At 68.8% G+C, this 26,777-nt stretch carries 26 protein-coding genes; 9 read left to right on the top strand and 17 right to left on the bottom strand.

The features are described from left to right. The 4 genes from oprB to ACTJJX_RS28650 all read left to right on the top strand — a co-directional run. On the top strand, positions 1-1,257 hold a 1,257-nt coding region (gene oprB, locus ACTJJX_RS28665), incomplete at its 5' end, for a carbohydrate porin OprB (RefSeq protein WP_019396298.1). A 153-nt stretch (positions 1,258-1,410) separates the two neighbouring features. Then, positions 1,411-3,822, top strand: coding sequence for a glucose/quinate/shikimate family membrane-bound PQQ-dependent dehydrogenase (locus tag ACTJJX_RS28660; RefSeq protein ID WP_016852896.1), 2,412 nt, complete (start codon positions 1,411-1,413; stop codon positions 3,820-3,822). 131 nt (positions 3,823-3,953) lie between these two features. Further along, positions 3,954-6,086: a TonB-dependent receptor family protein gene (locus ACTJJX_RS28655; RefSeq protein WP_016852897.1), complete on the top strand. Its 2,133-nt coding sequence runs from the start codon at positions 3,954-3,956 to the stop codon at positions 6,084-6,086. A 120-nt stretch (positions 6,087-6,206) separates the two neighbouring features. Then, on the top strand, positions 6,207-6,494 hold the full coding sequence (locus ACTJJX_RS28650) for a hypothetical protein (protein ID WP_003122735.1): 288 nt from the start codon (positions 6,207-6,209) through the stop codon (positions 6,492-6,494). A 12-nt stretch (positions 6,495-6,506) separates the two neighbouring features. Here the strand turns inward: ACTJJX_RS28650 and ACTJJX_RS28645 are convergent, their stop codons facing one another. The 6 genes from ACTJJX_RS28645 to ACTJJX_RS28620 all read right to left on the bottom strand — a co-directional run bounded on the left by ACTJJX_RS28645 (position 6,507) and on the right by ACTJJX_RS28620 (position 11,895). Continuing rightward, entirely contained in the window at positions 6,507-7,142 is a 636-nt protein-coding gene (locus ACTJJX_RS28645) for a hypothetical protein (protein ID WP_016852898.1), read from the bottom strand. Positions 7,143-7,190: 48 nt separating this feature from the next. Further along, positions 7,191-8,072, bottom strand: coding sequence for a M48 family metallopeptidase (locus ACTJJX_RS28640; protein WP_440782044.1), 882 nt, complete (start codon positions 8,070-8,072; stop codon positions 7,191-7,193). Positions 8,073-8,675: 603 nt separating this feature from the next. After that, a complete protein-coding gene (locus ACTJJX_RS28635; protein ID WP_003089328.1) occupies positions 8,676-9,338 on the bottom strand; it encodes a hypothetical protein in 663 nt (220 codons plus the stop codon). Beyond that, positions 9,335-10,006, bottom strand: coding sequence for a hypothetical protein (locus ACTJJX_RS28630; protein ID WP_003122739.1), 672 nt, complete (start codon positions 10,004-10,006; stop codon positions 9,335-9,337). The genes ACTJJX_RS28635 and ACTJJX_RS28630 overlap by 4 nt, the downstream gene beginning before the upstream one ends. Next, positions 10,003-11,460 carry a M48 family metalloprotease gene (locus tag ACTJJX_RS28625; protein WP_016852900.1) on the bottom strand — a complete coding sequence of 486 codons (1,458 nt, stop codon included), beginning with the start codon at positions 11,458-11,460 and terminating at the stop codon, positions 10,003-10,005. Before ACTJJX_RS28625 ends, ACTJJX_RS28630 begins: the two co-directional genes overlap by 4 nt. Positions 11,461-11,466: 6 nt before the next feature. Beyond that, a complete protein-coding gene (locus ACTJJX_RS28620; protein WP_003089323.1) occupies positions 11,467-11,895 on the bottom strand; it encodes a hypothetical protein in 429 nt (142 codons plus the stop codon). A gap of 287 nt (positions 11,896-12,182) precedes the next feature. On the opposite strand from ACTJJX_RS28620, the gene ACTJJX_RS28615 reads away from it, so the two are divergent. Continuing rightward, positions 12,183-13,037, top strand: a complete 855-nt coding sequence (locus ACTJJX_RS28615; RefSeq protein ID WP_003122741.1) for a helix-turn-helix transcriptional regulator — start codon at positions 12,183-12,185, stop codon at positions 13,035-13,037. A 12-nt stretch (positions 13,038-13,049) separates the two neighbouring features. Here ACTJJX_RS28615 and arsH read toward each other — a convergent pair whose 3' ends face one another. The 5 genes from arsH to ACTJJX_RS28590 form a co-directional block, all read right to left on the bottom strand. Continuing rightward, on the bottom strand, positions 13,050-13,742 hold the full coding sequence (arsH, locus tag ACTJJX_RS28610) for an arsenical resistance protein ArsH (RefSeq protein ID WP_003117819.1): 693 nt from the start codon (positions 13,740-13,742) through the stop codon (positions 13,050-13,052). An 11-nt stretch (positions 13,743-13,753) separates the two neighbouring features. Next, on the bottom strand, positions 13,754-14,224 hold the full coding sequence (locus tag ACTJJX_RS28605; RefSeq protein WP_003112098.1) for an arsenate reductase ArsC: 471 nt from the start codon (positions 14,222-14,224) through the stop codon (positions 13,754-13,756). A gap of 31 nt (positions 14,225-14,255) precedes the next feature. Then, on the bottom strand, positions 14,256-15,539 hold the full coding sequence (locus ACTJJX_RS28600) for an arsenic transporter (protein WP_003122742.1): 1,284 nt from the start codon (positions 15,537-15,539) through the stop codon (positions 14,256-14,258). A gap of 13 nt (positions 15,540-15,552) precedes the next feature. After that, entirely contained in the window at positions 15,553-15,903 is a 351-nt protein-coding gene (locus ACTJJX_RS28595) for a metalloregulator ArsR/SmtB family transcription factor (RefSeq protein ID WP_003089312.1), read from the bottom strand. Positions 15,904-15,981: 78 nt separating this feature from the next. Then, complete coding sequence (locus tag ACTJJX_RS28590) at positions 15,982-16,848, bottom strand: AraC family transcriptional regulator (protein ID WP_440782043.1); 867 nt, start codon at positions 16,846-16,848, stop codon at positions 15,982-15,984. A 208-nt stretch (positions 16,849-17,056) separates the two neighbouring features. On the opposite strand from ACTJJX_RS28590, the gene ACTJJX_RS28585 reads away from it, so the two are divergent. Next, positions 17,057-18,118 (top strand): NAD(P)-dependent alcohol dehydrogenase, encoded by a 1,062-nt coding sequence (locus ACTJJX_RS28585; RefSeq protein ID WP_016852901.1) that lies wholly within the window; start codon positions 17,057-17,059, stop codon positions 18,116-18,118. 24 nt (positions 18,119-18,142) lie between these two features. On the opposite strand, the gene pumA is transcribed toward ACTJJX_RS28585, so the two are convergent. Continuing rightward, positions 18,143-18,520, bottom strand: a complete 378-nt coding sequence (gene pumA, locus ACTJJX_RS28580; protein WP_003089304.1) for a monooxygenase PumA — start codon at positions 18,518-18,520, stop codon at positions 18,143-18,145. A 77-nt stretch (positions 18,521-18,597) separates the two neighbouring features. On the opposite strand from pumA, the gene soxR reads away from it, so the two are divergent. Beyond that, complete coding sequence (gene soxR, locus ACTJJX_RS28575) at positions 18,598-19,068, top strand: redox-sensitive transcriptional activator SoxR (protein WP_003089301.1); 471 nt, start codon at positions 18,598-18,600, stop codon at positions 19,066-19,068. Positions 19,069-19,075: 7 nt separating this feature from the next. Here soxR and ACTJJX_RS28570 read toward each other — a convergent pair whose 3' ends face one another. From ACTJJX_RS28570 to ACTJJX_RS28560, 3 genes are all read right to left on the bottom strand, one after another. Continuing rightward, positions 19,076-20,773: a peptidoglycan D,D-transpeptidase FtsI family protein gene (locus ACTJJX_RS28570; RefSeq protein WP_003113747.1), complete on the bottom strand. Its 1,698-nt coding sequence runs from the start codon at positions 20,771-20,773 to the stop codon at positions 19,076-19,078. A 121-nt stretch (positions 20,774-20,894) separates the two neighbouring features. Further along, complete coding sequence (locus tag ACTJJX_RS28565) at positions 20,895-21,410, bottom strand: GNAT family N-acetyltransferase (protein WP_003089295.1); 516 nt, start codon at positions 21,408-21,410, stop codon at positions 20,895-20,897. Positions 21,411-21,417: 7 nt separating this feature from the next. Continuing rightward, positions 21,418-22,008, bottom strand: coding sequence for a TetR/AcrR family transcriptional regulator (locus tag ACTJJX_RS28560; RefSeq protein ID WP_003113746.1), 591 nt, complete (start codon positions 22,006-22,008; stop codon positions 21,418-21,420). A gap of 146 nt (positions 22,009-22,154) precedes the next feature. Here ACTJJX_RS28560 and ACTJJX_RS28555 point away from each other — a divergent pair, with 146 nt between their 5' ends. Then, positions 22,155-23,360, top strand: coding sequence for an MFS transporter (locus ACTJJX_RS28555; RefSeq protein ID WP_003117816.1), 1,206 nt, complete (start codon positions 22,155-22,157; stop codon positions 23,358-23,360). Here ACTJJX_RS28555 and ACTJJX_RS28550 read toward each other — a convergent pair. Beyond that, complete coding sequence (locus tag ACTJJX_RS28550; RefSeq protein ID WP_003089287.1) at positions 23,324-24,394, bottom strand: CTP synthase C-terminal region-related (seleno)protein; 1,071 nt, start codon at positions 24,392-24,394, stop codon at positions 23,324-23,326. The genes ACTJJX_RS28555 and ACTJJX_RS28550 overlap by 37 nt on opposite strands. Positions 24,395-24,480: 86 nt before the next feature. Here ACTJJX_RS28550 and ACTJJX_RS28545 point away from each other — a divergent pair, with 86 nt between their 5' ends. Next, the gene (locus ACTJJX_RS28545) at positions 24,481-25,377 is read left to right on the top strand and encodes a LysR family transcriptional regulator (RefSeq protein ID WP_003089284.1); all 897 of its coding nucleotides are present in this window, start codon (positions 24,481-24,483) and stop codon (positions 25,375-25,377) included. Positions 25,378-25,449: 72 nt separating this feature from the next. On the opposite strand, the gene ACTJJX_RS28540 is transcribed toward ACTJJX_RS28545, so the two are convergent. Next, positions 25,450-26,769, bottom strand: a complete 1,320-nt coding sequence (locus ACTJJX_RS28540) for a cytochrome c (RefSeq protein WP_003113742.1) — start codon at positions 26,767-26,769, stop codon at positions 25,450-25,452. Positions 26,770-26,777: the final 8 nt, after the last annotated feature.

Here is a 26,777-nt window from a genome sequence, read left to right as displayed (position 1 = left end):
CCGAACTCGAAATGGATGCTCGGCGACTGGGGCGGCAAGCGCACCGAGCTGCTGGAGAAGGGCTACGACTTCAAGCTGGAGTACGTCGGCGAGGCGGCGGCCAACCTCGACGGCGGCTATGACGACGACAAGACCGGACGCTACACCGACCAGTTCGCCCTGGGCGTGCACATGGACCTGGAGAAGATCCTCGGCTGGAAGGCTACCGAGTTCCAGTTCACCGTCACCGAGCGCAACGGCAAGAACCTTTCCAACGACCGCATCGGCGACCCGCGTGCCGGGCACATCAGCTCGGTGCAGGAGGTCTGGGGCCGCGGGCAGACCTGGCGGCTGACCCAGCTGTGGCTCAAGCAGCAGTACTTCGACGGCGCGCTGGACGTGAAATTCGGCCGTTTCGGCGAGGGCGAGGACTTCAACAGCTTCCCCTGCGATTTCCAGAACCTGGCCTTCTGCGGCTCGCAGGTGGGCAACTGGGCGGGGAGCATCTGGTACAACTGGCCGGTCAGCCAGTGGGCGTTGCGGGTGAAGTACAACTTCGCGCCGGACTGGTACGTGCAGGTCGGCGCCTACGAGCAGAACCCGTCGAACCTGGAGACCGGCAACGGCTTCAAGATGAGCGGCAGCGGGACCAAGGGCGCGTTGCTGCCGGTGGAGCTGATCTGGCAGCCGAAGGTCGGCGCCGAGCAACTGCCGGGCGAGTACCGGCTGGGTTACTACTACAGCACGGCGAAGGCCGATGACGTCTACGACGACGTCGACGGCCAGCCGCAGGGGCTGACCGGCAACGACTTCAAGTCGCGCGGCAGCAAGCATGGCTGGTGGGTGGTGGCGCAGCAGCAGGTCACTTCGCACAACGGCGATGCCTCGCGCGGGTTGAGCCTGTTCGCCAACCTGACGGTCCACGACAAGGCGACCAACGTGGTGGACAACTACCAGCAGCTCGGGGTGGTCTACAAGGGTCCGTTCGACGCGCGGCCGAAGGACGACATCGGCCTGGGCATCGCGCGCATCCATGTCAACGACGATGTGAAGAAGCGCCAGCGCCTGGTGAACCAGGTGAACGGCATCGACGACTACGACAACCCGCTGTACCAGCCGCTGCAGGACACCGAGTACAACGCCGAGCTGTACTACGGGGTGCATGTGACCGACTGGCTGACGGTGCGGCCGAACCTGCAGTACATCAAGCAGCCGGGCGGGGTCGACGAGGTCGACAACGCGCTGGTGGCGGGGATCAAGATCCAGACGGTGTTCTAGGCTGTTGCTTCGGACAACCGCGATTCGGTCATGGCCAGCGGCCATTTCTTCAGCGCCGCCCAACGCGGCGCGGCGGGCTGAACAGCCCGGCGTGCAGAACGTAATAGGAGAGTAAGCAATGCCTGTCATCAACCCCGAAGGGAGTACCGGACGATGAGCGAAGGTAACCGCAGTCGATCGCGCCTGCTGCCGAGCCTGCTCGGCCTGTTGATCCTGCTGTCCGGCCTGGCGCTGCTGGCCGGCGGCATCAAGCTGGCGAGCCTGGGCGGCTCGCTGTACTACCTGCTGGCCGGCATCGGCCTGGCCCTGAGCGGACTGTTGCTGCTGCTGGGCAAGCGTGCGGCGCTAGGCCTGTACGCTCTGGTGCTGTTCGCCAGCACCGTCTGGGCGCTGTGGGAAGTCGGCCTGGACTGGTGGCAACTGGTGCCGCGCCTGGCTCTGTGGTTCGTCTTCGGCCTGCTGCTCTGGCTACCCTGGTTCCGCCGCCCGCTGCTGGCCGACGGTCCGGCGCCGCTGGGCACCGCGGCGCTGGGCGTGGCGGTGGTCCTGGCCGGCGCCGCCGCGGTGGGCAGCCAGTTCACCAATCCGGGGCAGATCGTCGGTCGCATCGACCGCGACAGCGGCATGACCAGCACCGCCCCGGCGATGCCGGACGGCGACTGGCAGGCCTACGGGCGCACCGAGTTCGGCGACCGCTACTCGCCGTTGAAGCAGATCACCCCGGCCAACGTCGGCCAGCTCGAGGAAGCCTGGCGCATACGTACCGGCGACCTGCCGACCGCCGACGATCCGCTCGAACTGACCAACGAGAACACCCCGCTGAAGGTCAACGGCATGCTCTACGCCTGCACCGCGCACAGCAAGGTGCTGGCCCTCGACCCGGACACCGGCGCGGAAATCTGGCGCTTCGATCCGCAGATCCAGAGCCCGGTAGGCTTCAAGGGCTTCGCCCACATGACTTGCCGTGGCGTCTCCTACTACGACGAAGAGCAGTACGCCAGGAGCGACGTCGGCGCGCCGCCGGCCGCGCTCTCCGAGGCCGGCAAGGCGGTCGCCGCCAGTTGTCCGCGGCGCCTGTTCCTGCCCACCGCCGACGCCCGCCTGATCGCGATCAACGCCGACAACGGCAAGGTCTGCGAGGACTTCGGGGTCAAGGGCGCGGTCGACCTGACGGCCGGCATCGGTCCGTTCACCCCGGGCGGCTACTACTCCACCTCGCCGGCGGCGGTCACCCGCAATCTGGTGATCATCGGCGGCCACGTCACCGACAACGAGTCGACCAACGAGCCGTCCGGGGTGATCCGCGCCTTCGACGTGCACGACGGCAAGCTGGTGTGGAACTGGGACAGCGGCAACCCGGACGCGACCGAGCCCCTGGCTCCCGGCAAGTTCTATACCCGCAACTCGCCGAACATGTGGTCGCTGGCCAGCGTCGACGAGAAGCTCGGCCAGGTCTACCTGCCGCTGGGCAACCAGATGCCCGACCAGTGGGGCGGCAACCGCACCCCCGGTGCCGAGAAGTTCAGCGCCGGCCTGGTGGCCCTCGACCTGAACACCGGCAAGCTGCGCTGGAACTACCAGTTCACCCACCACGACCTGTGGGACATGGACGTCGGCAGCCAGCCGACCCTGCTCGACCTGAAGACCGCCGATGGCGTCAAGCCGGCGCTGATCGCGCCGACCAAGCAGGGCAGCCTGTACGTGCTGGACCGCCGCGACGGCACGCCGATCGTGCCGATCCGCGAAGTGCCGGCGCCGCAGGGCGCGGTGGAGGGCGACCATACCGCGCCGACCCAGGCGCGTTCCGACCTCAACCTGCTGCGCCCGCCGCTGACCGAGCGCGACATGTGGGGCAGCAGCCCGTTCGACCAGATGCTCTGCCGCATCCAGTTCCGCTCGCTGCGCTACGAGGGCCAGTACACCCCGCCGTCGGAGCAGGGCAGCCTGATCTATCCGGGCAACGTCGGAGTGTTCAACTGGGGCGGGGTGTCGGTCGACCCGGTGCGCCAGATCCTCTTCACCAGCCCCAACTACATGGCCTTCGTCTCGCAGATGGTGCCGCGCGACAAGGTGCCCAGCGGAAGCAAGCGCGAGGGCGAGACCAGCGGCGTGCAGCCGAACACCGGCGCGCCCTACGCGGTGATCATGCATCCGTTCATGTCGCCCATCGGCCTGCCGTGCCAGGCGCCGTCCTGGGGTGACGTGGCGGGTATCGACCTGACCACCGCCAAGGTCGTCTGGCAGCACAAGAACGGCACCAGCCGCGACAACACCCCGGTGCCGATCGGCCTCACCGTCGGCGTACCGAGCATGGGCGGCTCGATCACCACCGCCGGCGGCGTGGCCTTCCTCAGCGGCACGCTCGACCAGTACCTGCGCGCCTACGACGTGAAGGACGGCAAGCAGCTCTGGCAGGCGCGCCTGCCGGCCGGCGGCCAGGCCACGCCGATGAGCTACACCGGCAAGGACGGTCGCCAGTACGTGCTGATCGTCGCTGGCGGACACGGCTCCTTCGGTACCCGCATGGGCGACTACATCATCGCCTACGCCCTGCCCAGGCAATGACCCGCCCACCGGGAGCCCACAGCCGGCTCCCGGCCTTCCGGGCCTCGGCCCGGAAGGGGCTTTGCCAAGGGGAGGCGCGTTCCCGCCCTTGGCAAAGCCCCTTCGATACCTTGCGACCCGCGGAACCCTGCATGCCGTCCCGACCCCGACCCAGCTTCGTCTCCCACCTGTTGCCCGGCTCCCTGGCGCTCTGCGGCCTGGCCATCGCCTGCGCCGTCCAGGGCGAGGAGCGACGCAGCCTCGAACCCATGGTGGTGACCGGCAGCTACAACCCCAGCGACACCTTCGACCTGCCGTTCTCGGTGGATAGCATCGAGCGTCGGCAGATCGCCGACGGCCAGCTCGGCATCAACCTCTCCGAAGTCCTGCCGCGGGTACCTGGCCTGGTGGTGCAGAACCGCCAGAACTACGCTCAGGACCTGCAAATCTCCTCGCGCGGCTACGGCGCCCGCTCGGCCTTCGGTATCCGCGGGCTGAAGCTGCTCGCCGACGGCATCCCGGCCAGTACGCCGGATGGCCAGGGCCAGGCCGCGACCCTCAACCTCGACGTCGCCGAGCGCATCGAGGTACTGCGCGGGCCGGCCTCGACGATCTACGGCAGCAACGCCGGCGGGGTGATCCAGATGTTCTCCCGCGACGGCCAGGGCGCCCCGCGGGTCGGCGCGGAAACCTCCGTCGGCAGCGATGGCCTGAGCCGCAACCACCTGTACACGGAAGGCGAGGGCGACGGGGTCGGTTTCCTGGTGGATGCCTCGCGGATGGACACCGACGGCTACCGCGACCACAGCGCCGCGCGCCGCGACCAGACCTTCGCCAAGCTGAACTTCAGGCCCGACGCCGACAGCCGCGTGGCGCTGATCTACAGCAGCCTGGAACAGAACGACACTGAAGATCCGCTGGGGCAGACCTGGGACGCCTACAAGCACGACCCGCGCTCCGTCACCGCCAACGCCGAGCTGTACGACACGCGCAAGAGCATCGACCACCAGCAGGCCGGGATGAACTACGAGCGCTACTTCGGCGAGGCGACCTTGCAGGTCAACGCCTACGTGGGCAAGCGCAGTGTCGTGCAGTATCAGGCGATACCCAAGCAGATAGGATGCGAGAGTAATCCGCGTTGCCAGAGAAACGGCGCGGTGATCGACTTCGACCGCGACTTCCACGGTGGCACCGTGCGCTGGCTGCAACCGGTAAGCCAGGCGCCGGGCGAGCTGAACCTGACCGTCGGCCTCGACTACGACCAGAGCCGCGACGACCGTCGCGGCTACCAGAACTTCAACGGCGACCAGCTCGGCGTGAAGGGCGAGTTGCGCCGCGACGAGGTGGACACCGCCACCAGCCTCGATCCCTACCTGCAGGCGAGCTGGGCCATCGACGCCTGGACCCTGCAGGCCGGGGTGCGCCACAGCACCATGAAGATGGAGGTCGACGACCGCTACCTGAGCAACGGCGATGCCAGCGGCTCGCGGCGCTACCGGAAGAACACCCCGTCGTTCTCGGTGATGTACGCCTTCACCCCCGACCTGCACGGCTACCTCAGCGCCGGCAAGGGCTTCGAGACTCCGACCCAGGCGGAGATGGCCTATGCGCCGGTGGCGGCGAACGCGCCGGACGTCTTCAACTTCGGCCTCAAGCCAGCCACCAGCAGCCAGTACGAAGCCGGGCTGAAGGCGCGCCTGTGGGGCAATACGCGGGTCAACGCGGCGATCTTCCAGATCCGCACCGAGGACGAGATCGTCGTCGCCAGCTCCCTCGGCGGTCGCACCAGCTACCAGAACGCCGGCAAGACCCTGCGTCGCGGCTTCGAACTGGGCCTGGAGAGCGAACTGAGCGAGCACTGGAACGCCAACCTGGCCTATACCCGGCTATCCGCCACCTACGATTCGGATTTCAAGGCCGGCGGCAAGACCATCGGCAAGGGCAAGCACCTGCCGGGCGTGCCGGAAAGCAGCCTGTTCGGCGAACTGGTGTGGAAGCCCGCGGAGGGCATCAGCATGGGCTGGGAAGGCATGTACCGCAGCCAGGTCTACGTCGAGGACAGCAACAGCGAAAAGGCCGCGCCGAGCTATGCGGTATTCAACTGGCGCACCCGCTTCGAGCAGCGCCTGGGAGCCTGGGCCTTCCACCAGCTGGTGCGCCTGGACAACCTGTTCGACCGCCAGTACGTCGGCTCGGTCATCGTCGGCGACGGCAACCGGCGTTACTACGAAGCGGCCCCCGGGCTGTCCTGGTACGCGGGAGCCGGGGTCGAATACCAGTTCTGAAGTGCCGGATGCGCTTGTTCGCGCTACCCGGCCAGCCCTTGTCAGCGTCGTCAATTCCGATTACTGTATGAATGTACAGTAATCGGAAATCGCCTGCCTGCGCGACAAGGAGCACCGATCATGAGCCACAACCTTGCCGAACTGCCGCTGTCCCGACGCCGCGCCCTGGAGCGCGAGAAACAGGCCTGCCTGCGCCTCCACCTGTCCCGCAATCGTGCCAGCGAACGCCTGGAGCGCGCCGTGCGCGACGAAGTCGAGCGCCTGCTGGGGGCTCGCGAGCGCCAGGGAACCGGCTGGCCGGAGTGGGTCAGCGCGGAGCTCTGCGTGGCGGACGACCCGCTCTTCGTGCGCAAGGTGGTGGCGCGCCTGAAAGCCGCGGTGGACTGGCAACGCCAGCGCGCAGCCTGAGCGTTGCTCGCTTCAGGCCCCGCTGCCGTCGCTCCCGGGCGCGCGATGATGTTGCAGGGCGCGCTGGCGATGGCCGGCGAGGATGTACCGGTAGATCAGTCGTGCGAGCGGCTCCAGCTCCATTTTCTGGCCGTTCAGCGCGGCGCCGCACAGCGCCAGCTTGACCCGCTTGCCGCCGGCCACCGCGCGGGCTTCGGGGCGGGCGAAAGCCCGCGGGTCGAAACGGGCATGGCTGTCGAAGCGCGGTGCCGTGCAATCGAAGGTGGTCGCGAAGGTGAGTTCCAGCCAGCGCCCGCGCTCGATCTCCAGCGACTGGAAGGTGTACATCGGCACCTGCGGCGCGTTGGCGAAGGCGATGCTCTCCGGCGTCAGGGTGAGCGCGACCTGGCCGTGGCGCCGGTAGAGGAACACGCCCGTCAGGCAGGCGTACAGGCCGCCGCCCAGCAGCAGCGCGGCTGGCAGCCAGAACAGCCATTGGCCACTGGCCAGGCGCCAGGCGTTGGGCAGCGAAGCGAGCCAGAGACCGGTGGCGCCAGCCACCAGGCCAGCGAGCAGGGCAACGCAGGCGGTGCCCCGCGAGACCTCGCGGATCTCGTAGCGGGCTTCCAGCGGCGGCAGTTCGTCGAGGGTTTCGTCAGTTTCTTGCATGGGGATTCTCACAGGTCTTGCCGAGCAGGTCGGCGCTGAGCGCTCGGCTCAACGCCAGGGGGGCGCCGAACCAGACGCCCAGCGCCTGGCTCGGCGGTCGTGTCGGAACGGCCCGGCCGGCGGTCCCGGCCCAGGTGCGTTCGAAGCTCTCTCCCAGCGCCGTGCAGCGCAGGCCCAGCGGAGGGTGGGTATCCTGCGGATGGACCTGGAGTCCCTCCGCCCCGGGGGCCGGTGCTTCCAGGCCGGACTGGCCCAGGTAGACGTGGATGGCGTCCACCAGGTTGTCCGGCGCGCGCGCCGGAGCGAGNGCAGGCAGTGTTCGAGGAACGCCCGTATCGGCGCGCCGGCCGCCGCGCTGCGCAGCAGGGCCGAGGCCATCGCCGGCGCACCGGCCAGTTGTGCGGCGCGGCGGTCGGCGGCGAATTCGCGCAGGCGGCTCCAGTGGTTCACGGCGAGGCCGAAACGTTCGAGGAAGTACCCGGCCAACAGTCGCGCCGGTTCCAGTGCCGCACGTTCGAAGACGTTGGCTTCCTGCTCCTCGATGGCGGCCAGTTGGCTCGCGGCGCCCTGGTAGATCGGCAGGAAGCGCAGGCTGTAATGGGCGTCGCGGCCGGCGAAGTGGGCCAGTTCGTGAGCGATCACTGCACTCAGTTCGGCGCGGTCCAGCAGGCCCAGCAACGGTAGCGAGAGGTATAGGCTGCGTCCTTCCAGATGCTCGCCGGAAGGTTGCAGGCAGACGCGGTTGGCGGTCACGTAGAAGCCGTCGCAGAGACCTACCAACAGGTGCTGCGGGGCTGGCGTGTCGAGGCGCGCCGCCAGCTCGCGCAGTAGCGTCCAGAGTTCCGGTGCATCCTCTTCGCCCAGCCGGCGGCCGATGACATCCAGGGCCGGCGCCGGGCGCAGGCGCAAGCGGCTGATCTTCGCCAGCATTTGCCACGCCGACGCCAGCAGGCCGAGAAGGATCAGCGCCACGCTCAGTTGGGTGCGTCCTTCGCTGACCGGAACCTGGCCGACCCGCCACAGCCCGAGGATCTCGAACGTTCCGGCACAGGCCAGGGCCAGGGCGAGCAGGCCGATCTGGGCGAGGAGCAGGCAGGGCAGCAGGCGTCGGCCCAGCTCGAACCACAGGAGCAGGCAGCGACGCGAGCGCAGTGCGCTGCGTGCGGCGCCGGCGATGCCGGCCAGGGAGACGGCTCCCAATACGGCGACCAGCGCCGCCAGGCAGGCTCCGCTATCGGCGAGGACGGCGGCGAAGCGATTCAGGCGCTGTGCGCTTCGTGTGTCGGCGAGTCGCTCGTCGAGCCGCGCCAGGGCCAGGTCGCGCACATAGGCCCGGCCGTCCACCCGGACGCTGGCCCTCGGCGGCAGCGCCCGCGCTTCGGCGAGCGCGCGCTCGACCCGCTGCTGCGCGGCGCCCAGTCGCTCGGCCTGCTGCTCGGCGCGCCAGGACTGCCAGGCGCCGAGCCCCGCCAGCAGCGCTGGAACCAGCACCAGGCAAAGCAGCAGCCTTCGCGGATGGACCGTGCCCTTCACTCAGCCCTGGCTGCGCAGTTGTTGCAGGTAGCGCTGGGCGTGGGCGGCCTGGATGTAGGCGTCGAGGATCGCCGCCATGTCGTCGCAGTCCAGCTTCTTGCCATCGCTCTGCAGGCCGGCCGACATGATGGTGATGCGCGGGTCCTTGCCTTTGAAGGCCATGGCCTGGGAGGCGAACACCTGGCGTACGGCGCGATGGGTCGGCAGCGGCGTTTCGGGCCGCAGGTGGAGGGTCTGGGTGGTTTGCAGCATGTCGGCCTTGACGCTGAAATCGATGACGTCGGCCAGCTCGACCGGAGCCGACAGGCTGTCGGCCCAGAGCTGGGTACGGGTCAGGCGCATGAAGGGGGTCTTGCCGGAGTTGCGATGCTGGTAGCCGAGGAACAGCCCGAACAGGCCGAGCAGCAAGCCGACGACGCCGACCCCCGGCTTGCCCTGGGAGAACCACATGCCGGTCATGATGAAGGGCACGATGCTCAGCAGCGGACCCAGCACCACGTACTTGCGGGTATTGGTGAACTCGGTGGCCGGCGGTACGTTGGCGATCACCCGCTCCAGGTGGGCGATGACCTCGGCGGTCTTCGCCTGGTTCAGCTCTTCGTGTTCGGCACCGAGGGTTTCGGCGAGGTTGGAGACGAGGTCCCGGGGTTCCTGGTTGCTCATGGAAATATCCTTGGAGTTGGGAGTGAAGAGGAAGCACTGGGCGGGATCTCGCCCAGTTGGCGGAGCCGGGCCTGGGCGCGGGCGATGTCCAGGTAGAGGTCGATGACCTCCGCGGCTTCCAGTAGCGACAGGTTGCGACCGTTGAGGCGCCAGCCGGGGGACAGCAGGCGAACCCGTGGGCCGTCCCGGCATTCGCTGACGGCACGCGCGGCGAACGGATCGAGCGGGCGCGTGGATGGTGCCGGTAGCGCCTTGCCGTGCAGTTCGAGGACTATCGCGGAGAACCAGACCCCGTCCTCCAGGCGCAGGTCGGCGACCTCCAGCAGGTCCAGCGGCGCCGACAGGCTGCGGGCGCGCAGGCGCCCCTGGCCGAGGACGAGGAACGGCGCGCTCCTGGCGTTGCGCTGCAGGCAGGCCAGGCACATGAGGAGGGCGGCCGCCGCCAGCAGGCACAGCGCCGCCGCCTCATGGCCGGGACCGGGGTGGTCGCGCAAGGTCCAGGCGCCGCCGAGCAGCAGCAGGCCGAGCAGGGCGGACAGCGGCGCCGCGCCACGGGCGGCGCCGATGCTTATCCGGTTGGGGACGCTGGCGACGAAGCGCCGCAACTGCGTGGCTTCGTCGCCCCTTGTCCCGGCGGGGCAGGGCGTTTGCGCGCCCGGCGGGATCACCGGCTTTCCCCGTGGCCTGCATCGAGCAGGCGGTTGAGCCACTGCGTGTCGTCGGCGCTGACGATGCGCCTTGCCTGTCGCAGCAGATCGTCGTCGAGCGCCAGGGAAAGGTCCGCGATCCGCTGGTAGGTCGGCGGGTGACTGTCGAAGGGGTGTTCCAGGCGGCGAGCGCTGTCGTGTTCGTCCAGTTCCAGGGAGTTCCCGCGCAGATGGTCGGTCAGCGCATGCACCAGGTTGCGCGTCTGCGGGCTGGCCAGCAGGCGTTCGATCAGTCCTGCAAGGGCGCAGGTGCGTAGCAGCGCGATGGCGAAGACCCGCGCGCCGGCTACCCGCGCCCCGACCTTGTCGGCGGCCAGTTCCTGGCGGCGATTCCAGTGCAGGTAGGCGCGCTCGAAGCGATCGAGGAAGTACAGCGCGGCCCACAGGCCCGGCTTGCCGAGCAGGCCGACATGCCCATCCTCGGGGGCGGCGATGCGTTCGATGCGCAGGCGCACCTGCCGCTGCAGGAGCGACAGGGATGCACCGTGGGCGGTGTCTCCAGCGGCGAAGTGGCCCAGTTCGTGGCCGATGATCGCGGCGCTTTCGGCCTCGCTCATGACCGAGGCATAGGTCAGCGGGATGTACAGGGTACGCCCCTCCAGCGGAATGCCGCGGGGTGCCAGCAGGACCTTGGCCTGGGTGACGAAGTAGCAGTGCTCGATGCCGGTGACGACATGGTCCGGTAGCGGCGCTCCGGCGCGGTCGGCGATCTGTCCCAGCCATTGCCAGAGGCCGGGCGCGGCGACGCGGTCGAGTTCGCGGCCGAGCAGGTGGAGCACCGGTTCCTCCAGCGGCAGCAGTTCGCCGCGCAGGCGCCGCAGCATGAGCAGGCCGCCGAGGAACAGCAGCCACAGCGGCAGTGAGAAGAGCAGGGCGACGAAGCCGTGGCTGTGCCAGTGGCTGTAGCTCCACAGCGCTTCGTAGAGCAACTGGCTGGCCAGGGCGGCGACCAGCAGGCCGGCGTGCAGCGGGACCAGTCGACCGAGGCGCCGCCAGGCCGGCGCGAGGTGGCCGAGCAGGTAGGCTTGCGAGCGCATCGAGCGGCGCCCGTCGTATTCCAGTCTCGCCAGCAAGACGGCCGCGACCAGCGCCGACGCCAGCGCGCAGAGCTTGCCGATAGCGGCCAGCCAGCCGCGCAGAGCCAGCCAAGGATGGTCGCGGCGGATGGCCTCGGCGTCTTCGGCGAACTGGTGAAGATGACCTTCGACGCCATAGGCCGGACGGAACAGGTGACGGGGAATGGCGCCGGCGGTGTCCGGGTCGTTGCGCACCGAGGCGCTCCAGTCGCGCATGAACTGTTCGTCGCGCAGGGTCGAGTCGACCCGGAAGGCCTGCACGGCGGACCAGGCGTAGAGCGCCAGGGGAATCAGGAAGAGGAATGCGAGCAGCCTTACCCGCAGCGTATCGTGGCTCATCCGCGTTTATTTCTGCTCGAGGTAGTCGGTCAGGAATGCCTGGGGCTCGCCTGCGGACGACAGCGACTCGCTATAGGCGACCTGCCGCGTCTGCTGTTCGCCGGGCAGGTAGAGCTCGCCCCAGCCGTCGCGCACGATCAGGATCACATACTTGCTGCCGTTCAGTTCGGTGGAGTAGCGACTGTCCCTGGCGCTCTTTTCCACCTTTACCTTGTGGATCAGGCGGTCCCAGTCGTGGTCCAGTCCTTCGACCTGCAACAGCGCTTCGCCGGCCGCCGCCTCGCCGATACGCAGGGTCCAGACCTTGAGCCCCTGCTGGCCCTGGTAGGCCACCACCTTGTCGGCGACTGGCGGCCGCGCCTCTTCGGCCTGCGCCGTGCAGGATCCCCACGCCAGTGCGCCCATCAGCAGCGCCGCAGTCCACTTTGCTATCATTCTCGCCCCCTTTGGCAACGCGATGTAAAAGGGGCGCATCTATTAATACAGGCGCGAGCCACGAACAACCGAGGCGGCCGCCGCTCACAGGAAAAGTGTCGTCGCCCACAGGTTCGGTTCGATCAGCGCACGGAACCATCCTGGAAAGCCGCTGCCTGAACCGGTTCAGATGGTTGCGTCCCACCGATACCTACGCCATGGAAAGCTGGAATCCCTACCACGACACGGAGCTCTATTTCGACGCTCCTTCACCCCTGTGCCAGTCGCAGATCCTCGACGCGCGCGAAATGCTCGGCAGCGCCACCGGTCACTACCAGGCGCGGACGGTGCGCCCGTCGATGCAGTATTTCGATTGCGACCTGAGCTTCACCGAGCCGCTGCGAACCCACAAGGTGCTGCCGGAAGGCCTGTGCATCGTGCAGATGTTCGACGGCCAGTGGCGGCACAGCGTCGACGGCGGCGAGCCTTATCTCTACAACCTGGGCGGTCCTTCGGTGCTCGGCACCGGCGAGCCGATGGAGGCCTTCGATATCCTGCCGGCGGGCAGCCGCGTGCGCCTGGGCGGGCTGCGGATCGCCGCCAGCTATCTGGAAGAGGAACTGGAAACCGGCGATGGCGCCCTGCGGCCGCTGGCGCGGCTGAAGGGCGACGGCGCGAGCTTTACCCAGTTGTCCCGTTGCGGCGCCATCACCGCCCTGTTCGAGCGCCTCTACCAGAATCCATACCGCGGCGCCCTCGGACGCCTGCACGAAGAGAGCCTGACCCTGGGCTTGCTGGTGGAGCTGGCCGCCTACCTGGGCGGCGCGGACCTTCGTCGCGCGCGCACCCCACGCGCCCAGCGCGACCTGGCCCATGAAGCGCGCCGCCTGCTGGAGGCGAACCTCGGTGAGCCGCCGGCCAGCCTCGAACTGGCGCGCCAACTGGGGGTCGGCGAAACCACCCTGCGGCGGATTTTCAAGAACGAGTTCGGTCGCTCGATGTTGCAGTACGTCCGCGACCGGCGTCTCGAGATCGGCCGGCAGATGGTCCGCGAGGGTCGCTGGCAGATCGCGCAGATAGCCTATCGCCTGGGTTACTCCAGTCCGGAAAACTTCACCCATGCCTACCGCGCGCGCTTCGGCCATCCGCCGGGGCGCGAGTGAGGCGGACGCGGTTCAGAGCGAACGCTGGTCGACCCGCGCGGAAAGCTGCTCGGCGCTTTCCTTGCGCTCCGAATAGCGGTCCACCAGGAAGTCCGTGCGCTCGCGCAGGAGCAGGGTGAACTTGAACAACTCCTCCATCACGTCGACCACCCGGTCGTAGTAGGGCGATGGCTTCATCCGGCCCGCTTCGTCGAACTCCAGGTAGGCCTTGGGAACCGAGGACTGGTTGGGAATGGTGAACATGCGCATCCAGCGACCCAGCACGCGCAACTGGTTGACCACGTTGAACGACTGCGAGCCGCCGCAGACCTGCATCACCGCCAGGGTCTTGCCCTGGGTCGGGCGCACCGCCCCGAGTGCCAGGGGAATCCAGTCGATCTGCGCCTTGAATACCGCGGACAGCGCACCGTGGCGCTCGGGCGAGCACCAGACCTGGCCTTCCGACCACTGCACCAGGTCGCGCAACTCGCGGACCTTGGGATGCTCCACCGGTGCATCGTCGGGCAATGGCAGCCCGGATGGGTCGAAAATCCGCGTTTCGGCACCGAAGCGTTCGAGCAGGCGTGCGGCCTCCAGCACCAGCAGGCGGCTGAAGGAGCGCTCGCGGGTCGAGCCGTAGAGCAGGAGGATGCGCGGCCTGTGCCCGGAGACGGGGGGCGGGTCGCCGAGCAGCGCGGGATCGAGGTTGGGTAGTTGTTCGGACATGCTTCCTCCGGTCAGAGCGAGCCGATGCGCTCCAGCTCACGCTTGAGCTGGTCGCGATCCAGGGTAGCGAAGGGCAGGCCGAGGAAGGCTCGGCAACGCTGTTCGATGCGTGCCAGGGTGGCGTGGAACGCCGCATCCCGCAGGGCTTCGTCGCCATCCAGGGCGGAGGGATCGGCCAGGCCCCAATGGGCCTTCAGCGCTGCGCCGAGATACAGCGGGCAGGCTTCCCCCGCGGCGGCGTCGCAAACGGTGATGACGATGTCCGGCGGTGCGCCTTCGAAGGCTTCGCTGCCCTTGCTGTACAGGCCGTGGGTGGCGATGCCGGCCTGTTCGAGGGTCGCCAGGCTGCGCGGATGCACCCGCCCGCTGGGCTGGCTGCCGGCGCTGCATGCCTCGAAACCCGGCGGGGCCAGGTGGTTGAACATGGCTTCGGAAAGAATGCTGCGGCAACTGTTGGCCGTGCACATGAACAGGACTCGCATGGGATGCTCCTGCCGCCGTCGCCGGCGGCCGTCAGATGGCCAGGCGCAGGGCCAGGGCCGAAAGGGTCGCCAGCAGGACCGGCAGGGTCAGCAGGGCGCCGACCCTGAAGTAGTAGCCCCAGGTGATGCGCATGCCTTTGCGCGCCAGCACGTGCAGCCAGAGCAGCGTCGCCAGGCTGCCGATAGGGGTGATCTTCGGACCCAGGTCGCAGCCGATGACGTTGGCGTAGATCATCGCTTCGCGCACCGCGCCGGCGGTGTCGCTGGCCTGGATCGACAGGGCGCCGAGCAGCACGCTGGGCATGTTGTTCATTACCGACGAGAGGGCGGCGGAAAGCAGTCCGGTACCCAGCGCGGCCGCCCATACGCCGTGCTCGGCCAGGCGGTTCAGGAGCTGCGCCAGGAGGTCGGTGAGACCGGCGTTCTTCAGGCCGTAGACCACCAGGTACATGCCCAGCGAGAAGACCACGATCTGCCAGGGCGCTTCGCGCAGCACCCGCCGGGTCGAGATCACCCGCCCGCGCCCGGCCACCGCCAGCAGCAGCGCCGCACAGGCCGCGGCCACCGCGCTGACGGGGACGCCCAGCGGCTCCAGGGCGAACAGCCCGGCGAGCAGGACCAGCAGCATCCAGCCACCGACGACGAAGGTCGCGCGGTCGCGGATCGCCGCCCGCGGCGGCTTCAATTGCTCCAGCGCATAGACCGGCGGCAGGTCGCGGCGGAAATAGAGGAACAGCACCAGCAGGGAGGTCGCGACGCTCACCAGGTTTACCGGCAGCATGACCGCGGCGTACTCGCCGAAGCCGAGCCCGAAGTAGTCGGCCGAGACGATGTTCACCAGGTTCGAGACCACCAGCGGCAGGCTGGCGCTGTCGGCGATGAAGCCCGCCGCCATGACGAAGGCCAGGGTCGCCGCCGGGCTGAAGCGCAGGGCCAGCAGCATCGACATCACGATGGGCGTGAGGATCAGCGCCGCGCCGTCGTTGGCGAACAGCGCCGAGACCGCCGCGCCGAGCAGCACGCAGAAGGCGAACAGGCGCCGGCCGTCGCCGCCAGCCCAGCGCGCGACGTGCAGCGCGGCCCATTCGAAGAAGCCGGCCTCGTCCAGCAGCAGGCTGATGACGATCACCGCGATGAAGGTGGCGGTGGCATTCCAGACGATGTTCCAGACGGTCGGGATGTCGCCCGGCGCGACGCTGCCCAGCGCCAGGGCGAGCAGGGCGCCGATGCTGGCGCTCCAGCCGATGCCGAGGCCCCTGGGCTGCCAGATGACCAGGACCAGGGTGAACAGGAAGATGGCGAAGGCGATCAGCATGGGGCGGCTCGCGCTATTGGCAGCAGGCGGAGGCGCGCTGCGGGCGGCCGTCCATGTCGCGCAGGCGCGCGGCGTCGGCTTGCAGCCAGTCGCCGTTGGCCCGCAGGGTCACTTGCAGGACTTCGTGGATCCAGGCCGGCAGCGCAGGGTTCAGGCGGTAATACACCCACTGGCCCTGGCGACGGTCGAGGAGCAGCCCGGCACTGCGCAACTGGGCCAGGTGGCGGCTGATCTTCGGCTGGCTGTCGGCGAGGGCGCACATCAGTTCGCAGACGCACAGTTCGCCCTGGTCGACGATCAGCAGGGTGGCGCGAACACGCGTCTCGTCGGCCAGGCACTTGAACACTTCGGCGGGGCTGGGCATCGCTGGGCCTTCCTGGATATATGGAAAGCTGAATATACGGATATCCGTATGTATTGCAAGCGCCCCCGCTCCCGCCGGCTAGCGGCGGGCGGCCTGGACTTCCTCGCTCGGCGTGCGCCCGAAGTAGCGCTTGAACTCGCGGCTGAACTGCGAGGGACTCTCGTAGCCGACCTGGTTGGCGGCGGTACTGGCGTTCAGCCCGTCCTGCACCATCAGGCTCCAGGCCTTGTACAGGCGCACGCTCTTCAGGTACTGGAGGGGCGAGGTGAAGGTCATCGCCTTGAAGTTGTGGTGGAAGGTCGACACGCTCATGTTCGCCTCGCGAGCCAGGGTGTCGATGTCCAGCGCACTGGCGTAGTCGGTGTGGATGCGCCGCAGGGCCCTGGCCATGCGCCCGTAGCCGCTGTGCCGGCCGGCCACCGCACGCAGGGCGCGGAAGATGATCTCGCGGACCAGTTGCGGGCCGAGGATATGGCTGTCCAGCGGGCTCTGCAGGCAGCCCAGCAGGCGCATCACCGCATCGGCCATCCCCGCGTCCAGCGGTACCGAAGCCATCGGCGCGCTGGGTGCCAGCTCATTGTCGTCGTCGCTGCCGGGAGCCTCTTCCATCTGTAGCAGCAGTTCCTTCAAGGTGCCGATATCCACGTCGACGCTCACTCCCAGCAAGGGTTCGGCGGCGGAGGCGTGGGTTTCGCATTCGAACGGCAGGGGCACCGACATCACCAGGTAGCGTTCGGCGTCGTAGCGGTAGGTTTCGCCGCCGAGGAAACCGATCTTCTGGCCCTGGGCGAGGATGCAGATGCGCGGCTCATAGAACACCGGGCTGCGCGGATAGGCCTGTTCGGCGCGCATCAGGCGAACCCCGGGGATGCGGGTGGCGTCGAAACCCGGTTCGTCTTGCAGGGTGGCGATCAGCGACGCCATGTCGGTGGAAGTAGTGCTCATGCCTTGGCTGTTTCTCCAGGAGGGGAGGCAAACGTAGCAACCCCGTGCGCGCCTGGGCAGTGGCGGCACGCAACATCGGCACGAATGGGCAAGGCTTCGACAGGAATGGACATTCTGCGGCGGCGCCCATCCGGCGAACAATTGCCCCCCGAACGGACCGCCGCCAGCAAGCCGTCGCGGCCCGCCATCCTGCGAAGAGGACACACCGATGACCCTACAGATCCGCGGCTACGCCGCCCAGTCCGCCAGCACCCCGCTGACCGCCCATCGCTTCGAACGCCGCGCGCCGCGCGCCGACGACCTGGTGATCGACATCCTCTACTGCGGCGTCTGCCACTCGGACCTCCATCAGGCGCGCAACGAATGGCACAACAGCCTGTACCCGCTGGTGCCGGGCCACGAGATCATCGGCCGGGTCGCCAGCGTCGGCGAGGCGGTGAGCGGTTTCGCGGTCGGCGAACTGGTCGGCGTCGGCTGCATGGTCGACTCCTGCCGGCACTGCGCCGCCTGCTCCGAGGGCCTGGAGCAGTATTGCGCGGAATACCCGACCCTGACCTACAACGGCCGCGACCGCCACGACGGCCTGCCGACCTTCGGCGGCTACTCGGAGCGCATCGTGGTCTCGGCCAGGTTCGTCCTGCGCATTCCCCAGGGGCTCGATCCGAAGGCGGCGGCGCCGCTGCTGTGCGCCGGGATCACGTCCTACTCGCCACTGCGTCACTGGAAGGTCGGTCCCGGCAGCCGGGTGGCGGTGGTCGGCCTGGGCGGCCTCGGTCACATGGGCCTGAAGTTCGCCAGGGCGCTCGGTGCCGAGGTGGCCCTGTTCACCCGCTCGCCGGGCAAGGAAGAGGAAGCGCGGCGGCTCGGCGCCGACCAGGTGATCCTTTCCACCGACCCACAGCGGATGGCCGCCGTCGCCGGACGCTTCGACCTGATCCTGGACACCGTGCCGCACCAGCATGACCTCAATCCTTATCTGGCGACCCTCAAGCGCGACGGCACCCTCGTACTGGTCGGCCTGCTCGAGCCGCTGGAGCCGGCGGTGCACGGTGCGCAACTGGTGATGGGACGCCGCTCGATCGCCGGCTCGGCCATCGGCGGCATCGCCGAGACCCAGGAAATGCTGGATTTCTGCGCGACCCACGGGATCGCCTGCGACATCGAGATGATCGAGATCCAGCAGATCAACCAGGCCTACGAGCGGATGCTGGCCAGCGACGTGAAGTATCGCTTCGTGATCGACATGGCCTCCCTGCAGAAGTCCTTCTGAGACGGGCCGTCGGCGCCGGCGGGCTCAGCAGCCCTCGGCGTCGACCAGGAAGGTCTCGAAACGCACGCTTTTCGCCCCCAGCCGCCAGACGCCCGCGCTCAGCGGGCCTTGCGCGTCCTCCCGGGCCTGCCAGGCGCGTTCGCAGTCCTCGCGTGAACGCCAGCAGGTGTAGTTCAGCACGTGCTGGCCGTCCTCGCTGGGGTGCAGGCTGGCGGACAGGTAGCCCGGGCAGTTCCTGAAGCAGCGTTCCAGGCGTTGCAGGTGCGCGTTCTGTTCCAGCGCCAGCGACAACTGGCTGGCGGGTTCCACCTCGATATCGATGAGTTGCGCGTAGCACGGCGACCGCTCGCTAGCGGCCGGGCACTGATCGTCGGTGCAGCAGTAGGAGGAGGGGATGAGCATGGCGGGTTACTCCGGGTGACTTGTGTCGAGGGCCGGCCCAGGGTAAAACCTCAAGCAAACTTGAGGTCAAGCCAATCATGAAGAATTCCTGCGCATCTCGTGAACTGAGCGTCGGCGAACTGGCCAGGCGTGCCGGCGTGGCGGTCTCCGCCCTGCATTTCTACGAAACCAAGGGGCTGATCAGCAGCCAGCGCAACGCCGGCAACCAGCGGCGCTTCAGTCGCGAGACGCTACGCCGGGTGGTGGTGATCAAGGTCGCCCAGCGGGTCGGCATTCCCCTCGCGGAGATCGCTCGCGCCCTGCAGACCCTGCCGGCGGGGCGCAGCCCTAGCGCGGCGGACTGGGCGCGCCTGTCGGCGCAGTGGAAGGAGGATCTCACCGAGCGCATCGACAAGCTGCTGCTGTTGCGCGACCAACTGGACGGCTGCATCGGTTGCGGCTGCCTGTCGCTCCAGGCCTGCCCGTTGCGCAACCCCGGCGACCAGCTTTCCGCCGAGGGGCCGGGAGCGCACTGGCTGGACGCCGAGGGCCGCGAGCACGACGGCTAGGCAGCGGTCAGCCGTGGTGCTGGCGGTCGGCGACGGCCGGGCTGTCCTGCAGGTTGTCCGGCGGGATCGCCAGGGCGCGTAGCGATCCGGCCATGATGTCGCTGAAGGTGGGCGCCGAGACCAGGCCGCCGAAGTAGCCGATCCTGGTCGGCGAATCGATCATCACCGCCAGCACCAGTTGCGGGTCGGACGCCGGCGCCATGCCGACGAACAGCGAACGGTAGGACTTGTCCGCGTAGCCCCGGCCCGAGGCCTTGCGCGCGGTGCCGCTCTTGCCCGCCACGTGGTAGCCCGGCACGCGGGCGCGGACCACGCCCTTCGGGTCTTCCACCACGGTTTGCAGCATCGCCCGGATGCGCCGTGCGATCTGCGGGTCCATCGCCTGGCGCACCTGGTTCTGCGGGTTGTCGCGGAGCAGGCTGAGCGGCACCAGCTTGCCGTCGTTGGCGAACACCGAGTAGGCCTGGGCCAGCTCGGCGGTGTTCACCGCCAGGCTGTAGCCGAACGACATGCTGGCGGTGGCGATGTTCGACCATTTCTCGTGGAACGGCAGGTAGCCCGGGTTCTCGCCGGGGAAGCCCAGCGACAGCGGCGCGCCGAAACCGACCCGGCCGAGCTGTTCGAGGATCGGCTTGGGTCCGATCTGCAGGGCGACCTTGCTCATGCCGATGTTCGAGGAGTTGATCAGCACTCCGGTCATGGTCAGTACGTCGCGCCGGGCGACGTCGTGGATGGTGTGCCCGTCGATGGTCATCCAGCCCGGTGCCACGCTGACTTGACTGTTCTCGTCGAACTTGCCGGAGGCCAGCGCCGCCGACATGCTGAACGGCTTGATCACCGAGCCCGGCTCGAAGGTATCGGTGAGGGTGCGGTTGCGCATGAAGGCCGGGGCGAAGCTGGCGCGGTTGTTCGGGTTGTAGGAGGGGAAGTTGGCCATCGCCAGGATCTGCCCGCTCTTCGGGTTCACCAGGACCGCCGAGCCGGAGTGCGCGCCGAACTTGAGCACGGCCTTTTCCAGCGCCTTGTAGGCGATGAACTGTAGTCGCAGGTCGATGCTGAGGGCCACGTCCTGGCTGGCCTTGGGCGTCTTCAGCACCTTGATGCTGTTGACCAGCGAGCCGCGCGGGTTGATCGCCACCTCGCGTACCCCGTCCTTGCCGCTCAGCCAGTCGTTGAAGCCCAGTTCGGTGCCTTCCTGGCCGCGGCCGTCGATGTTGACCAGGCCGATCAACTGCGCGGTCAGCTCGGAACTGGGGTAGAAACGCTTGTATTCCTTGATCTGGTGTACCCCCGTTATGCCCAGGGCCATCACCTCGCTGGCCTCGATCGGCGACAGGCCGCGCTCGAGGTAGAGGAAGCGCTTGTTCGGGTTGGCCTGGAGCTGGGCCAGCAGCGCCGCCGCGGGGCGGTGCAGGGCGCCGGCCAGGCGCGGCACCTCGTCGAGGTGGGCGGCCATTTCCCTGGGGTTGCACCAGATCGACGCGACTTCGGTGGATACCGCCAGCGGCTCGCCGTTGCGGTCGGTGATCATGCCGCGGGTGACCGGGATCGGCAGGTCGCGGATCGAGCGGAGGTCGCCCTGGTCGGCGAGGAATTCGTGGTCGTGGACCTGGAGATAGACCAACCGTCCGGAGACGGCCAGGGAGGCGAGGACGAACAGGGTGACGACAAGGATGAAGCGGTAGTTTCGGCGTTGACTGCTCATGCAAGGGCACACTGGGGAAGAGGGAGAGCGGAAGCCCGTCCGGGGCAGTGCTGAAACATCCTGTTGCAGTTGGCAACTGTACCGTCACCCGCCACCCGCCGGTCAAGCCCTTTGCCGCCGTCTAGAGCACCAGGCGCATCGCGCAGCGGCTGTCGGCGGCGAAGCCGATCTCCTGCTCGTGGCCGAGGATCGCGCGCAAGCGCTCGCCGGCTTCCTGCCAGGTCAGCCGCTGGAAGCCCAGGCGTGCGTAGAACGGCGCGTTCCAGGGCACGTCGCAGAAGGTCGTCAGGGTCAGCGCCCGGCAGTGGCTGGCGTGGGCGTAGGTCACCGCGCGCTCCAGCAGGCGGCGGCCCAGGCCCTGTTGCTGGTGGGCCTGGGCGATGGACAACTCGGCGATGTGCAACTCGTCGGCGCAGCGTTCGGCGGCGAGGAAACCGACCGGCTGGCCATCGGCGTCTTCCGCCAGCCAGTGGCTGCCGCGCTCGATCAGGCGGCGATGGAAGTCCACCCCGGCGACCCCGGCGTCGGCGATCCAGGCCAGCTCGGGCAGCAGGCGGAAGCTTTCCCCGGCTGAGCGCTCGATGGCCGGGAGCAGCGCGGCGTCCTCGTCGCGGCTGGTTCTGATGCGGTAGTCCATTGGCTTTTCACTCCATGAGCAGGCCGTCGAGCAGCACGTCCAGGGCCTGGCAGGCCCTGGCCAGGCTCTCCGGCGGGTGTTCGGCGTTGGCGATACGCAGGGCGGCGTCCACCAGCGCGCCGTTGAGCAGCCAGGCCAGGGCCTCGGCGTCGGTGCGGCGGACGCGCCCGCTGTCCATCAGTTCGCGCAGTTGCCCGGTCATCGAGCTTAGGCAGCGCAGTTGGCTGGCCTCGCTGCTGGGGCTGCCGAGGATGGCCGGGGCATCGCGCAGGACGATGCGCTGGATTTCCGCTTCCAGGGCCATTTCCAGGTAGGCCCGGTTGTAGGCACGGAAGCCGCTCCAGAGGTCCTCGCCGGCAGCCAGGATGGCGCCGAGGCGAAGATTCATCTCGTCGTCGATCTGCTGCACCACCGCGGCCAGCAGGCCTTTCTTGTCGCCGAAGTGGTGATACAGCGCGCCGCGGGTGAGGCCGGCGCTGGCGGTCAGTTCGTCCATCGAGGCGCCGGCGTAGCCGTTGTCGGCGAACGCTCGGCGCGCGGCGTCGATCAGCTTGGCGCGGGTTTCCTCGATCATCTCGGCGCGAGGCTTGCGGGCCATGCGAGGTCTCCGGGTGGCGAAGGGGCTTCAGGATAATTGACATACGCTGCGTATGTCTCCATGATTTTTGACATACGCAGCGTATGTGAATTTCGTCTTCTCCCGTCGTCGCCGGTTCCGCTGGAGCCGGCCAGCCGAGGCTTTCCATGAGCAACCCCTATCTCGAACTGTTCGCCGCGCCCGGCGCCAAGGGCTTTTCAGCCGCCGGCCTGCTGGCGCGGATGCCCCTGTCGATGACCGGCCTGGGCATCGTCACCATGCTTTCCCAGGTGCATGCCGACTACTGGCTGGCCGGTACCGTGGCGGCCACCTTCGTGTTCTGCAATGCCTTGCTCGCGCCGCAGGTATCGCGCCTGGTGGACCGCTTCGGCCAGGGCCGGGTGCTGCTCCCGGCCGCGCTGGCCAGCGCCCTGGCGATGAGCGCGCTGTTGCTGTGTACGCACTATCGAGCGCCGAATGCCTGGCTCTACCTGTTCGCCTTGCTCGCCGGGGCGATGCCGAGCATGCCGGCCATGGTACGGGCGCGCTGGACCGAGCTGTACCGGGGCTCGCCGAAGCTGCACACGGCGTTTTCCTTCGAATCGGTGATGGACGAGGTGTGCTACATCATCGGGCCGGTGCTGGCGGTGAGCCTCAGCGTCGGCTGGTTCGCCGAGGCGGGGCCGCTGCTGGCGACGCTGTTCCTGGTCGCCGGGGTGAGCCTGTTCAGCCTGCAACGCGGCACCGAACCGCCGCTGCATGCCCATCCGCGGCGCCGCGCCGGTAGCGCGCTGGCCTATCCGGCGGTACGCGTGCTGGCGCTGGTGCTGGCCGCCATCGGGGTGATCTTCGGCGCGGTGGAAGTGGTCAGCGTGGCCTTCGCCGAGGCGCACGGCAACAAGGCTGCGGCAAGCCTGGTGTTGTCGGTCTATGCCGTCGGCTCATGTCTCGCGGGATTGCTGTTCGGGCTGCTGCGCTGGCGTCTGGCGCTTTCCCGGCAACTGCTCTGCATGGTTACGCTGATGGCCCTGAGCCTGATGCCGCTGCTAGGGGTGGAGAGCATCCTTGCGCTTGCCCTGACCGTGCTGGTGGCCGGCTTCAGCGTGGCGCCGACGATGATCCTGGCCATGGGCCTGGTCGAGCGCGCGGTGGACCCGGCGCGCCTCACCGAAGGCCTGACCTGGGCCATCACCGGGCTGGGCATCGGCATGGCCTTGGGCTCGGCGCTGGCCGGTTGGGTGGTGGAGGGCTACGGCGCCGCCAGCGGTTTCCTCGTCGCGGTCGGCGCCGGCTGGCTGGCCTGGCTGCTGGCCCTGGCCTGCTTCCGGGTGCTGGCTCAGGACGAGGCCGGAGACTGCGCGGTGTCCGGCTGAGCCGGGAAGGCGTATTCGCGTTCGACCCGGGCGATCCGCGCGCTGAAACCGGCGTACCAGTCGCGCCGGCCGCGCGCCTGGGCGTCGCGGTGCTCCGCGTGGCGGCTCCAGGCACGGATCGCCGCCTCGCTGTCCCAGTAGGAGACGGTGATGCCGAAACCGTCGGCGCCGCGGACCGACTCCACGCCGAGATAGCCCGGCTGGCGGCTGGCCAGTTCCAGCATGCGCTCGGCCGCTTCGGCGTAGCCGTCGTCGACGGCGCTGCGATGGGAGCTGAAGATCACTGCGTAATAAGGTGTCGGGCCGCGCCGGGGGCGGTCGCGGCGCTGCGTCCGGCACGCCTCGACGAATGCCTTCGGCAGTGGCGGCAGGACGCCGGCCAGGGCTGCCCGCTCGGGTTGGAACAGGGTGGCGACGAAGAACGGATGCTGTTCCAGCTCCACCGCGCGGATCGCTCCGTCGGCGCTCCAGGCGCTGGCCCGCAGTGCGCCGCCGGTAAGTTCCGCGGCGAAGCGCGGGGCGATTGCGTAGCGGCAATGGTAGTCCGCCTCGATCCAGTCGGCGGCATACGCCAGGGCCAGGCGCGAGCCGCGCAGCAGGCGGACTTCCTCGCGGGCTTCGAGCAGAGCGCAGGGCAGGGCGGCGATCACCGCCTGGTCGCTGTGCGGATGCTCCTCACCATGGGTCGCCGCCTGCCAGCCGAGGGCGTTGCGGGCGAACTCGAGGATCGTGTGCTGGAAGCCGGCGCAGGTACCGAGGAACGGCCGGCGCCGGCCCCGGGCATGGGCGATCAGGCGCAGCACCGCGTCGGCGTCGCGATAGGGGCTGCCCGGCACGCACCAGAACCCGTCATAGCGCTCCAGCGCCGGCTCGGCGGGCAGGCGGTCGCTGGCCAGCCAGTCGAATGCGATCTCCAGGCCGAGTGCCTCGCCGGCCAGGCGCAGGGCCAGGGGAATCGCCCGGTGGGCGGTGATGTGCGGGTCGTGGTCGCCGACCAGGGCAATGCGCAGCGGCGCCGCGGGAGGGGTGGACATCCGTTTTCGCTCCAGTTTCGCCACGCCGGTTGGCGGGCCCTGGCGCTCACTCTATAGTTGCGTTTCCGCACTCGATATCGGCGCCAATGCAAAAGATGAATGCACCGCTGCAATATCGCCTGGACCATGCCGATCTTGCCCTGGTCCTCGCCCTGGTTCGCGGCGGCAGCCTGGCGCGGGCCGCAGAGTTGCTCAGGGTCGATGTGTCGACGGTCTTCCGGGCCATCCGCCGGCTGGAGAAGAACCTCGGCAAGGCATTGTTCGACAAGAGCCGCAGCGGCTACCTGGCGAACCAGACCGCCCGCCGTCTGGCGCAGCAGGCGGAACTGGCGGAGCAGGCGCTGGAGGCGGCGCGCATCGGCCTCGAACTGGAGCGCGAGGTGCTCAGCGGTACCGTGCGCCTGACCTGCTCCGACGCCGTCCTGCATGGCCTGCTGCTGCCGGCGCTGGCGCGCTTCATGCCTGGCTATCCGGCCCTGCAACTGGAGCTGGCGACCTCCAACGACTTTGCCAACCTCAGCCGGCGCGACGCCGACATCGCCCTGCGCATGACCCGCACGCCGCCGGAACACCTGGTCGGGCGCAACCTCGGCGAGGTGCGCTACGTGCTCTGCGCCAGCGAACGCTACCTGGAGGGCCGCGACGCGACGGAGCCCGCCATGCTGCACTGGATCGCCCCGGACGATTTTCTTCCCGACCACCCGAGCGTGGTCTGGCGTCGTCGACACTATCCCGGGGTGCTGCCGGCCTACCGCTGCAACGGCGTGCTGGCGGTCGCCGAGATGGCCCGCGCCGGCCTCGGCCTGGCGGCGATCCCTGCCTACCTGCTACGCGACGGCGACGGTCTGCGGGTACTGGACGCCGACCTCGAGGGCTGCGCCAGCGCCCTGTGGCTGCTGACCCGTCCGGACTGCCGGGCGTTGCGCTCGGTGGTCGCGTTGTTCGACGAGCTGGGGCGGCATGTGCGATTGGGAGATGAGTGAAGGGGTGGCCGTGCCTGGTATGGCAACCCTCTCCCGCGAGCGGGAGAGGGGCTGGAATGGCAGGCCTGGCGCTCAGCCGCGATCCGCCGCGGCCGATCCCGGCGGCGGAATGTCGCCCACCGCCGCCGCGCCGGTGTCCTTGCGCAGGCGCCTGACCTCGTCGACGCTGACGCTTGGCGCCTGGTTGCCCCAGCTGGTGCGGATGAAGTTGACCACGTCGGCGATCTCCTGGTCGTTCATCCGCCAGCCGAACGGCGGCATGGTGAAGCTCGACGGTGCCTGGTGGGTGGCCGGCAGGGTGCCGCCCTTGAGCACGATGTGCACCAGGGAGGTCGGGTCGCTGCCGGTCACTACCGGGTTGCCGGCCAGGGCCGGGAAGACCCGCGCATAGCCCTTGCCGTCGGTGCGGTGGCAGGCCCCGCAGTTGTCGACGTAGAGCGCCGCGCCGGTCTTGCTGTCGTCGCCGTGGAACAGTGCCTGGGCTACGCTCTCGTCGTAGACGTGCGGCTGGTCGGCGGGGTCCGCCGGCGGCAGCGACTTGAGGTAGCGGGCGATGGCGGTGAGGTCGGCGTCGGTCATGTACTGCATGCTGTGCACCACCACGTCGGACATGCCGCCGAACACCGCGCTGCGCTCGCTGCGGCCGGTACGCAGGAAGCTGACCAGGTCGGCTTCGCTCCAGCTGCCCAGTCCGGTCCGGTGGTCGCCGCGCAGGCTCTTGGCGATCCAGTTCTCCAGCGGCGCGCTGCCGGACAGGTAGGCCGCGCCATCGCTCGCCGCCAGGGCCTTCTCCTGCATGCCCAGCCCACGCGGGGTATGGCAGGCGCCACAGTGGCCAAGGCCTTCGACCAGGTAGGCGCCGCGCGCCAGCACCGGGTCCTGCCCGGCGGCGGCCTGGAAGTCCTTCACCTCGGGAGCGAAGGTCCAGCGCCAGAATGCCAGCGGCCAGCGCATCGACAGCGGCCAAGGGATGTCGCTGGCCTTGTTGGGCTGCTCCACCGGCTCCACGCCATGCATGAAGTAGGCGTAGAGGGCGCGCATGTCCGCTTCGCTGACTCGCGCGTAGGACGGGTAGGGCATCGCCGGGTAGAGCGTGTCGCCGGACCTGGCCACGCCGTGGCGCACGGCACGGTCGAAGTCCTCGAAGCTGTAGTCGCCGATGCCGGTCTTGCGGTCCGGGGTGATGTTGGTCGAGTACACCGCGCCGATCGGCGTTTCCATCGGCAGGCCCCCGGCGAACGGCTTGCCGTCCCTGGCGGTGTGGCAGGCCACGCAATCGCCGGCGCGGGCCAGGTATTCACCCTGCCTGACCAGGGCCGGGTCCGGCGCTGCGGCGGCCTGGGCGATGCCGCAGGCGAGGGCGGAGAGGGCGAGGAAGGCTGTCGGTTTCATCGTTGCGC

The sequence above is a fragment of the Pseudomonas sp. 22490 genome, from assembly GCF_052044465.1.
Taxonomy (GTDB): domain Bacteria; phylum Pseudomonadota; class Gammaproteobacteria; order Pseudomonadales; family Pseudomonadaceae; genus Pseudomonas; species Pseudomonas aeruginosa.
Note: the sequence above shows the minus strand (reverse complement) of the source record. Positions and strands in the feature narration are given on the sequence as shown.

Excerpts from the sequence above, each read along its gene's own strand:
- pumA (WP_003089304.1), bottom strand. The coding sequence starts at position 18,520 with ATGCTCATCCCCTCCTCCTACTGCTGCACCGACGATCAGTGCCCGGCC.
- ACTJJX_RS28625 (WP_016852900.1), bottom strand. The coding sequence starts at position 11,460 with ATGAGCCACGATACGCTGCGGGTAAGGCTGCTCGCATTCCTCTTCCTG.
- ACTJJX_RS28615 (WP_003122741.1), top strand. The coding sequence starts at position 12,183 with ATGCTCGGCAGCGCCACCGGTCACTACCAGGCGCGGACGGTGCGCCCG.
- ACTJJX_RS28550 (WP_003089287.1), bottom strand. The coding sequence starts at position 24,394 with ATGTCCACCCCTCCCGCGGCGCCGCTGCGCATTGCCCTGGTCGGCGAC.
- ACTJJX_RS28555 (WP_003117816.1), top strand. The coding sequence starts at position 22,155 with ATGAGCAACCCCTATCTCGAACTGTTCGCCGCGCCCGGCGCCAAGGGC.
- ACTJJX_RS28655 (WP_016852897.1), top strand. The coding sequence starts at position 3,954 with ATGCCGTCCCGACCCCGACCCAGCTTCGTCTCCCACCTGTTGCCCGGC.
- ACTJJX_RS28660 (WP_016852896.1), top strand. The coding sequence starts at position 1,411 with ATGAGCGAAGGTAACCGCAGTCGATCGCGCCTGCTGCCGAGCCTGCTC.
- ACTJJX_RS28650 (WP_003122735.1), top strand. The coding sequence starts at position 6,207 with ATGAGCCACAACCTTGCCGAACTGCCGCTGTCCCGACGCCGCGCCCTG.
- ACTJJX_RS28570 (WP_003113747.1), bottom strand. The coding sequence starts at position 20,773 with ATGAGCAGTCAACGCCGAAACTACCGCTTCATCCTTGTCGTCACCCTG.
- ACTJJX_RS28645 (WP_016852898.1), bottom strand. The coding sequence starts at position 7,142 with ATGCAAGAAACTGACGAAACCCTCGACGAACTGCCGCCGCTGGAAGCC.
- ACTJJX_RS28635 (WP_003089328.1), bottom strand. The coding sequence starts at position 9,338 with ATGAGCAACCAGGAACCCCGGGACCTCGTCTCCAACCTCGCCGAAACC.
- ACTJJX_RS28590 (WP_440782043.1), bottom strand. The coding sequence starts at position 16,848 with ATGAGCACTACTTCCACCGACATGGCGTCGCTGATCGCCACCCTGCAA.
- ACTJJX_RS28565 (WP_003089295.1), bottom strand. The coding sequence starts at position 21,410 with ATGGACTACCGCATCAGAACCAGCCGCGACGAGGACGCCGCGCTGCTC.
- ACTJJX_RS28605 (WP_003112098.1), bottom strand. The coding sequence starts at position 14,224 with ATGCGAGTCCTGTTCATGTGCACGGCCAACAGTTGCCGCAGCATTCTT.
- soxR (WP_003089301.1), top strand. The coding sequence starts at position 18,598 with ATGAAGAATTCCTGCGCATCTCGTGAACTGAGCGTCGGCGAACTGGCC.
- ACTJJX_RS28560 (WP_003113746.1), bottom strand. The coding sequence starts at position 22,008 with ATGGCCCGCAAGCCTCGCGCCGAGATGATCGAGGAAACCCGCGCCAAG.
- arsH (WP_003117819.1), bottom strand. The coding sequence starts at position 13,742 with ATGTCCGAACAACTACCCAACCTCGATCCCGCGCTGCTCGGCGACCCG.
- ACTJJX_RS28620 (WP_003089323.1), bottom strand. The coding sequence starts at position 11,895 with ATGATAGCAAAGTGGACTGCGGCGCTGCTGATGGGCGCACTGGCGTGG.
- ACTJJX_RS28585 (WP_016852901.1), top strand. The coding sequence starts at position 17,057 with ATGACCCTACAGATCCGCGGCTACGCCGCCCAGTCCGCCAGCACCCCG.
- ACTJJX_RS28545 (WP_003089284.1), top strand. The coding sequence starts at position 24,481 with ATGCAAAAGATGAATGCACCGCTGCAATATCGCCTGGACCATGCCGAT.
- ACTJJX_RS28540 (WP_003113742.1), bottom strand. The coding sequence starts at position 26,769 with ATGAAACCGACAGCCTTCCTCGCCCTCTCCGCCCTCGCCTGCGGCATC.
- ACTJJX_RS28600 (WP_003122742.1), bottom strand. The coding sequence starts at position 15,539 with ATGCTGATCGCCTTCGCCATCTTCCTGTTCACCCTGGTCCTGGTCATC.
- ACTJJX_RS28595 (WP_003089312.1), bottom strand. The coding sequence starts at position 15,903 with ATGCCCAGCCCCGCCGAAGTGTTCAAGTGCCTGGCCGACGAGACGCGT.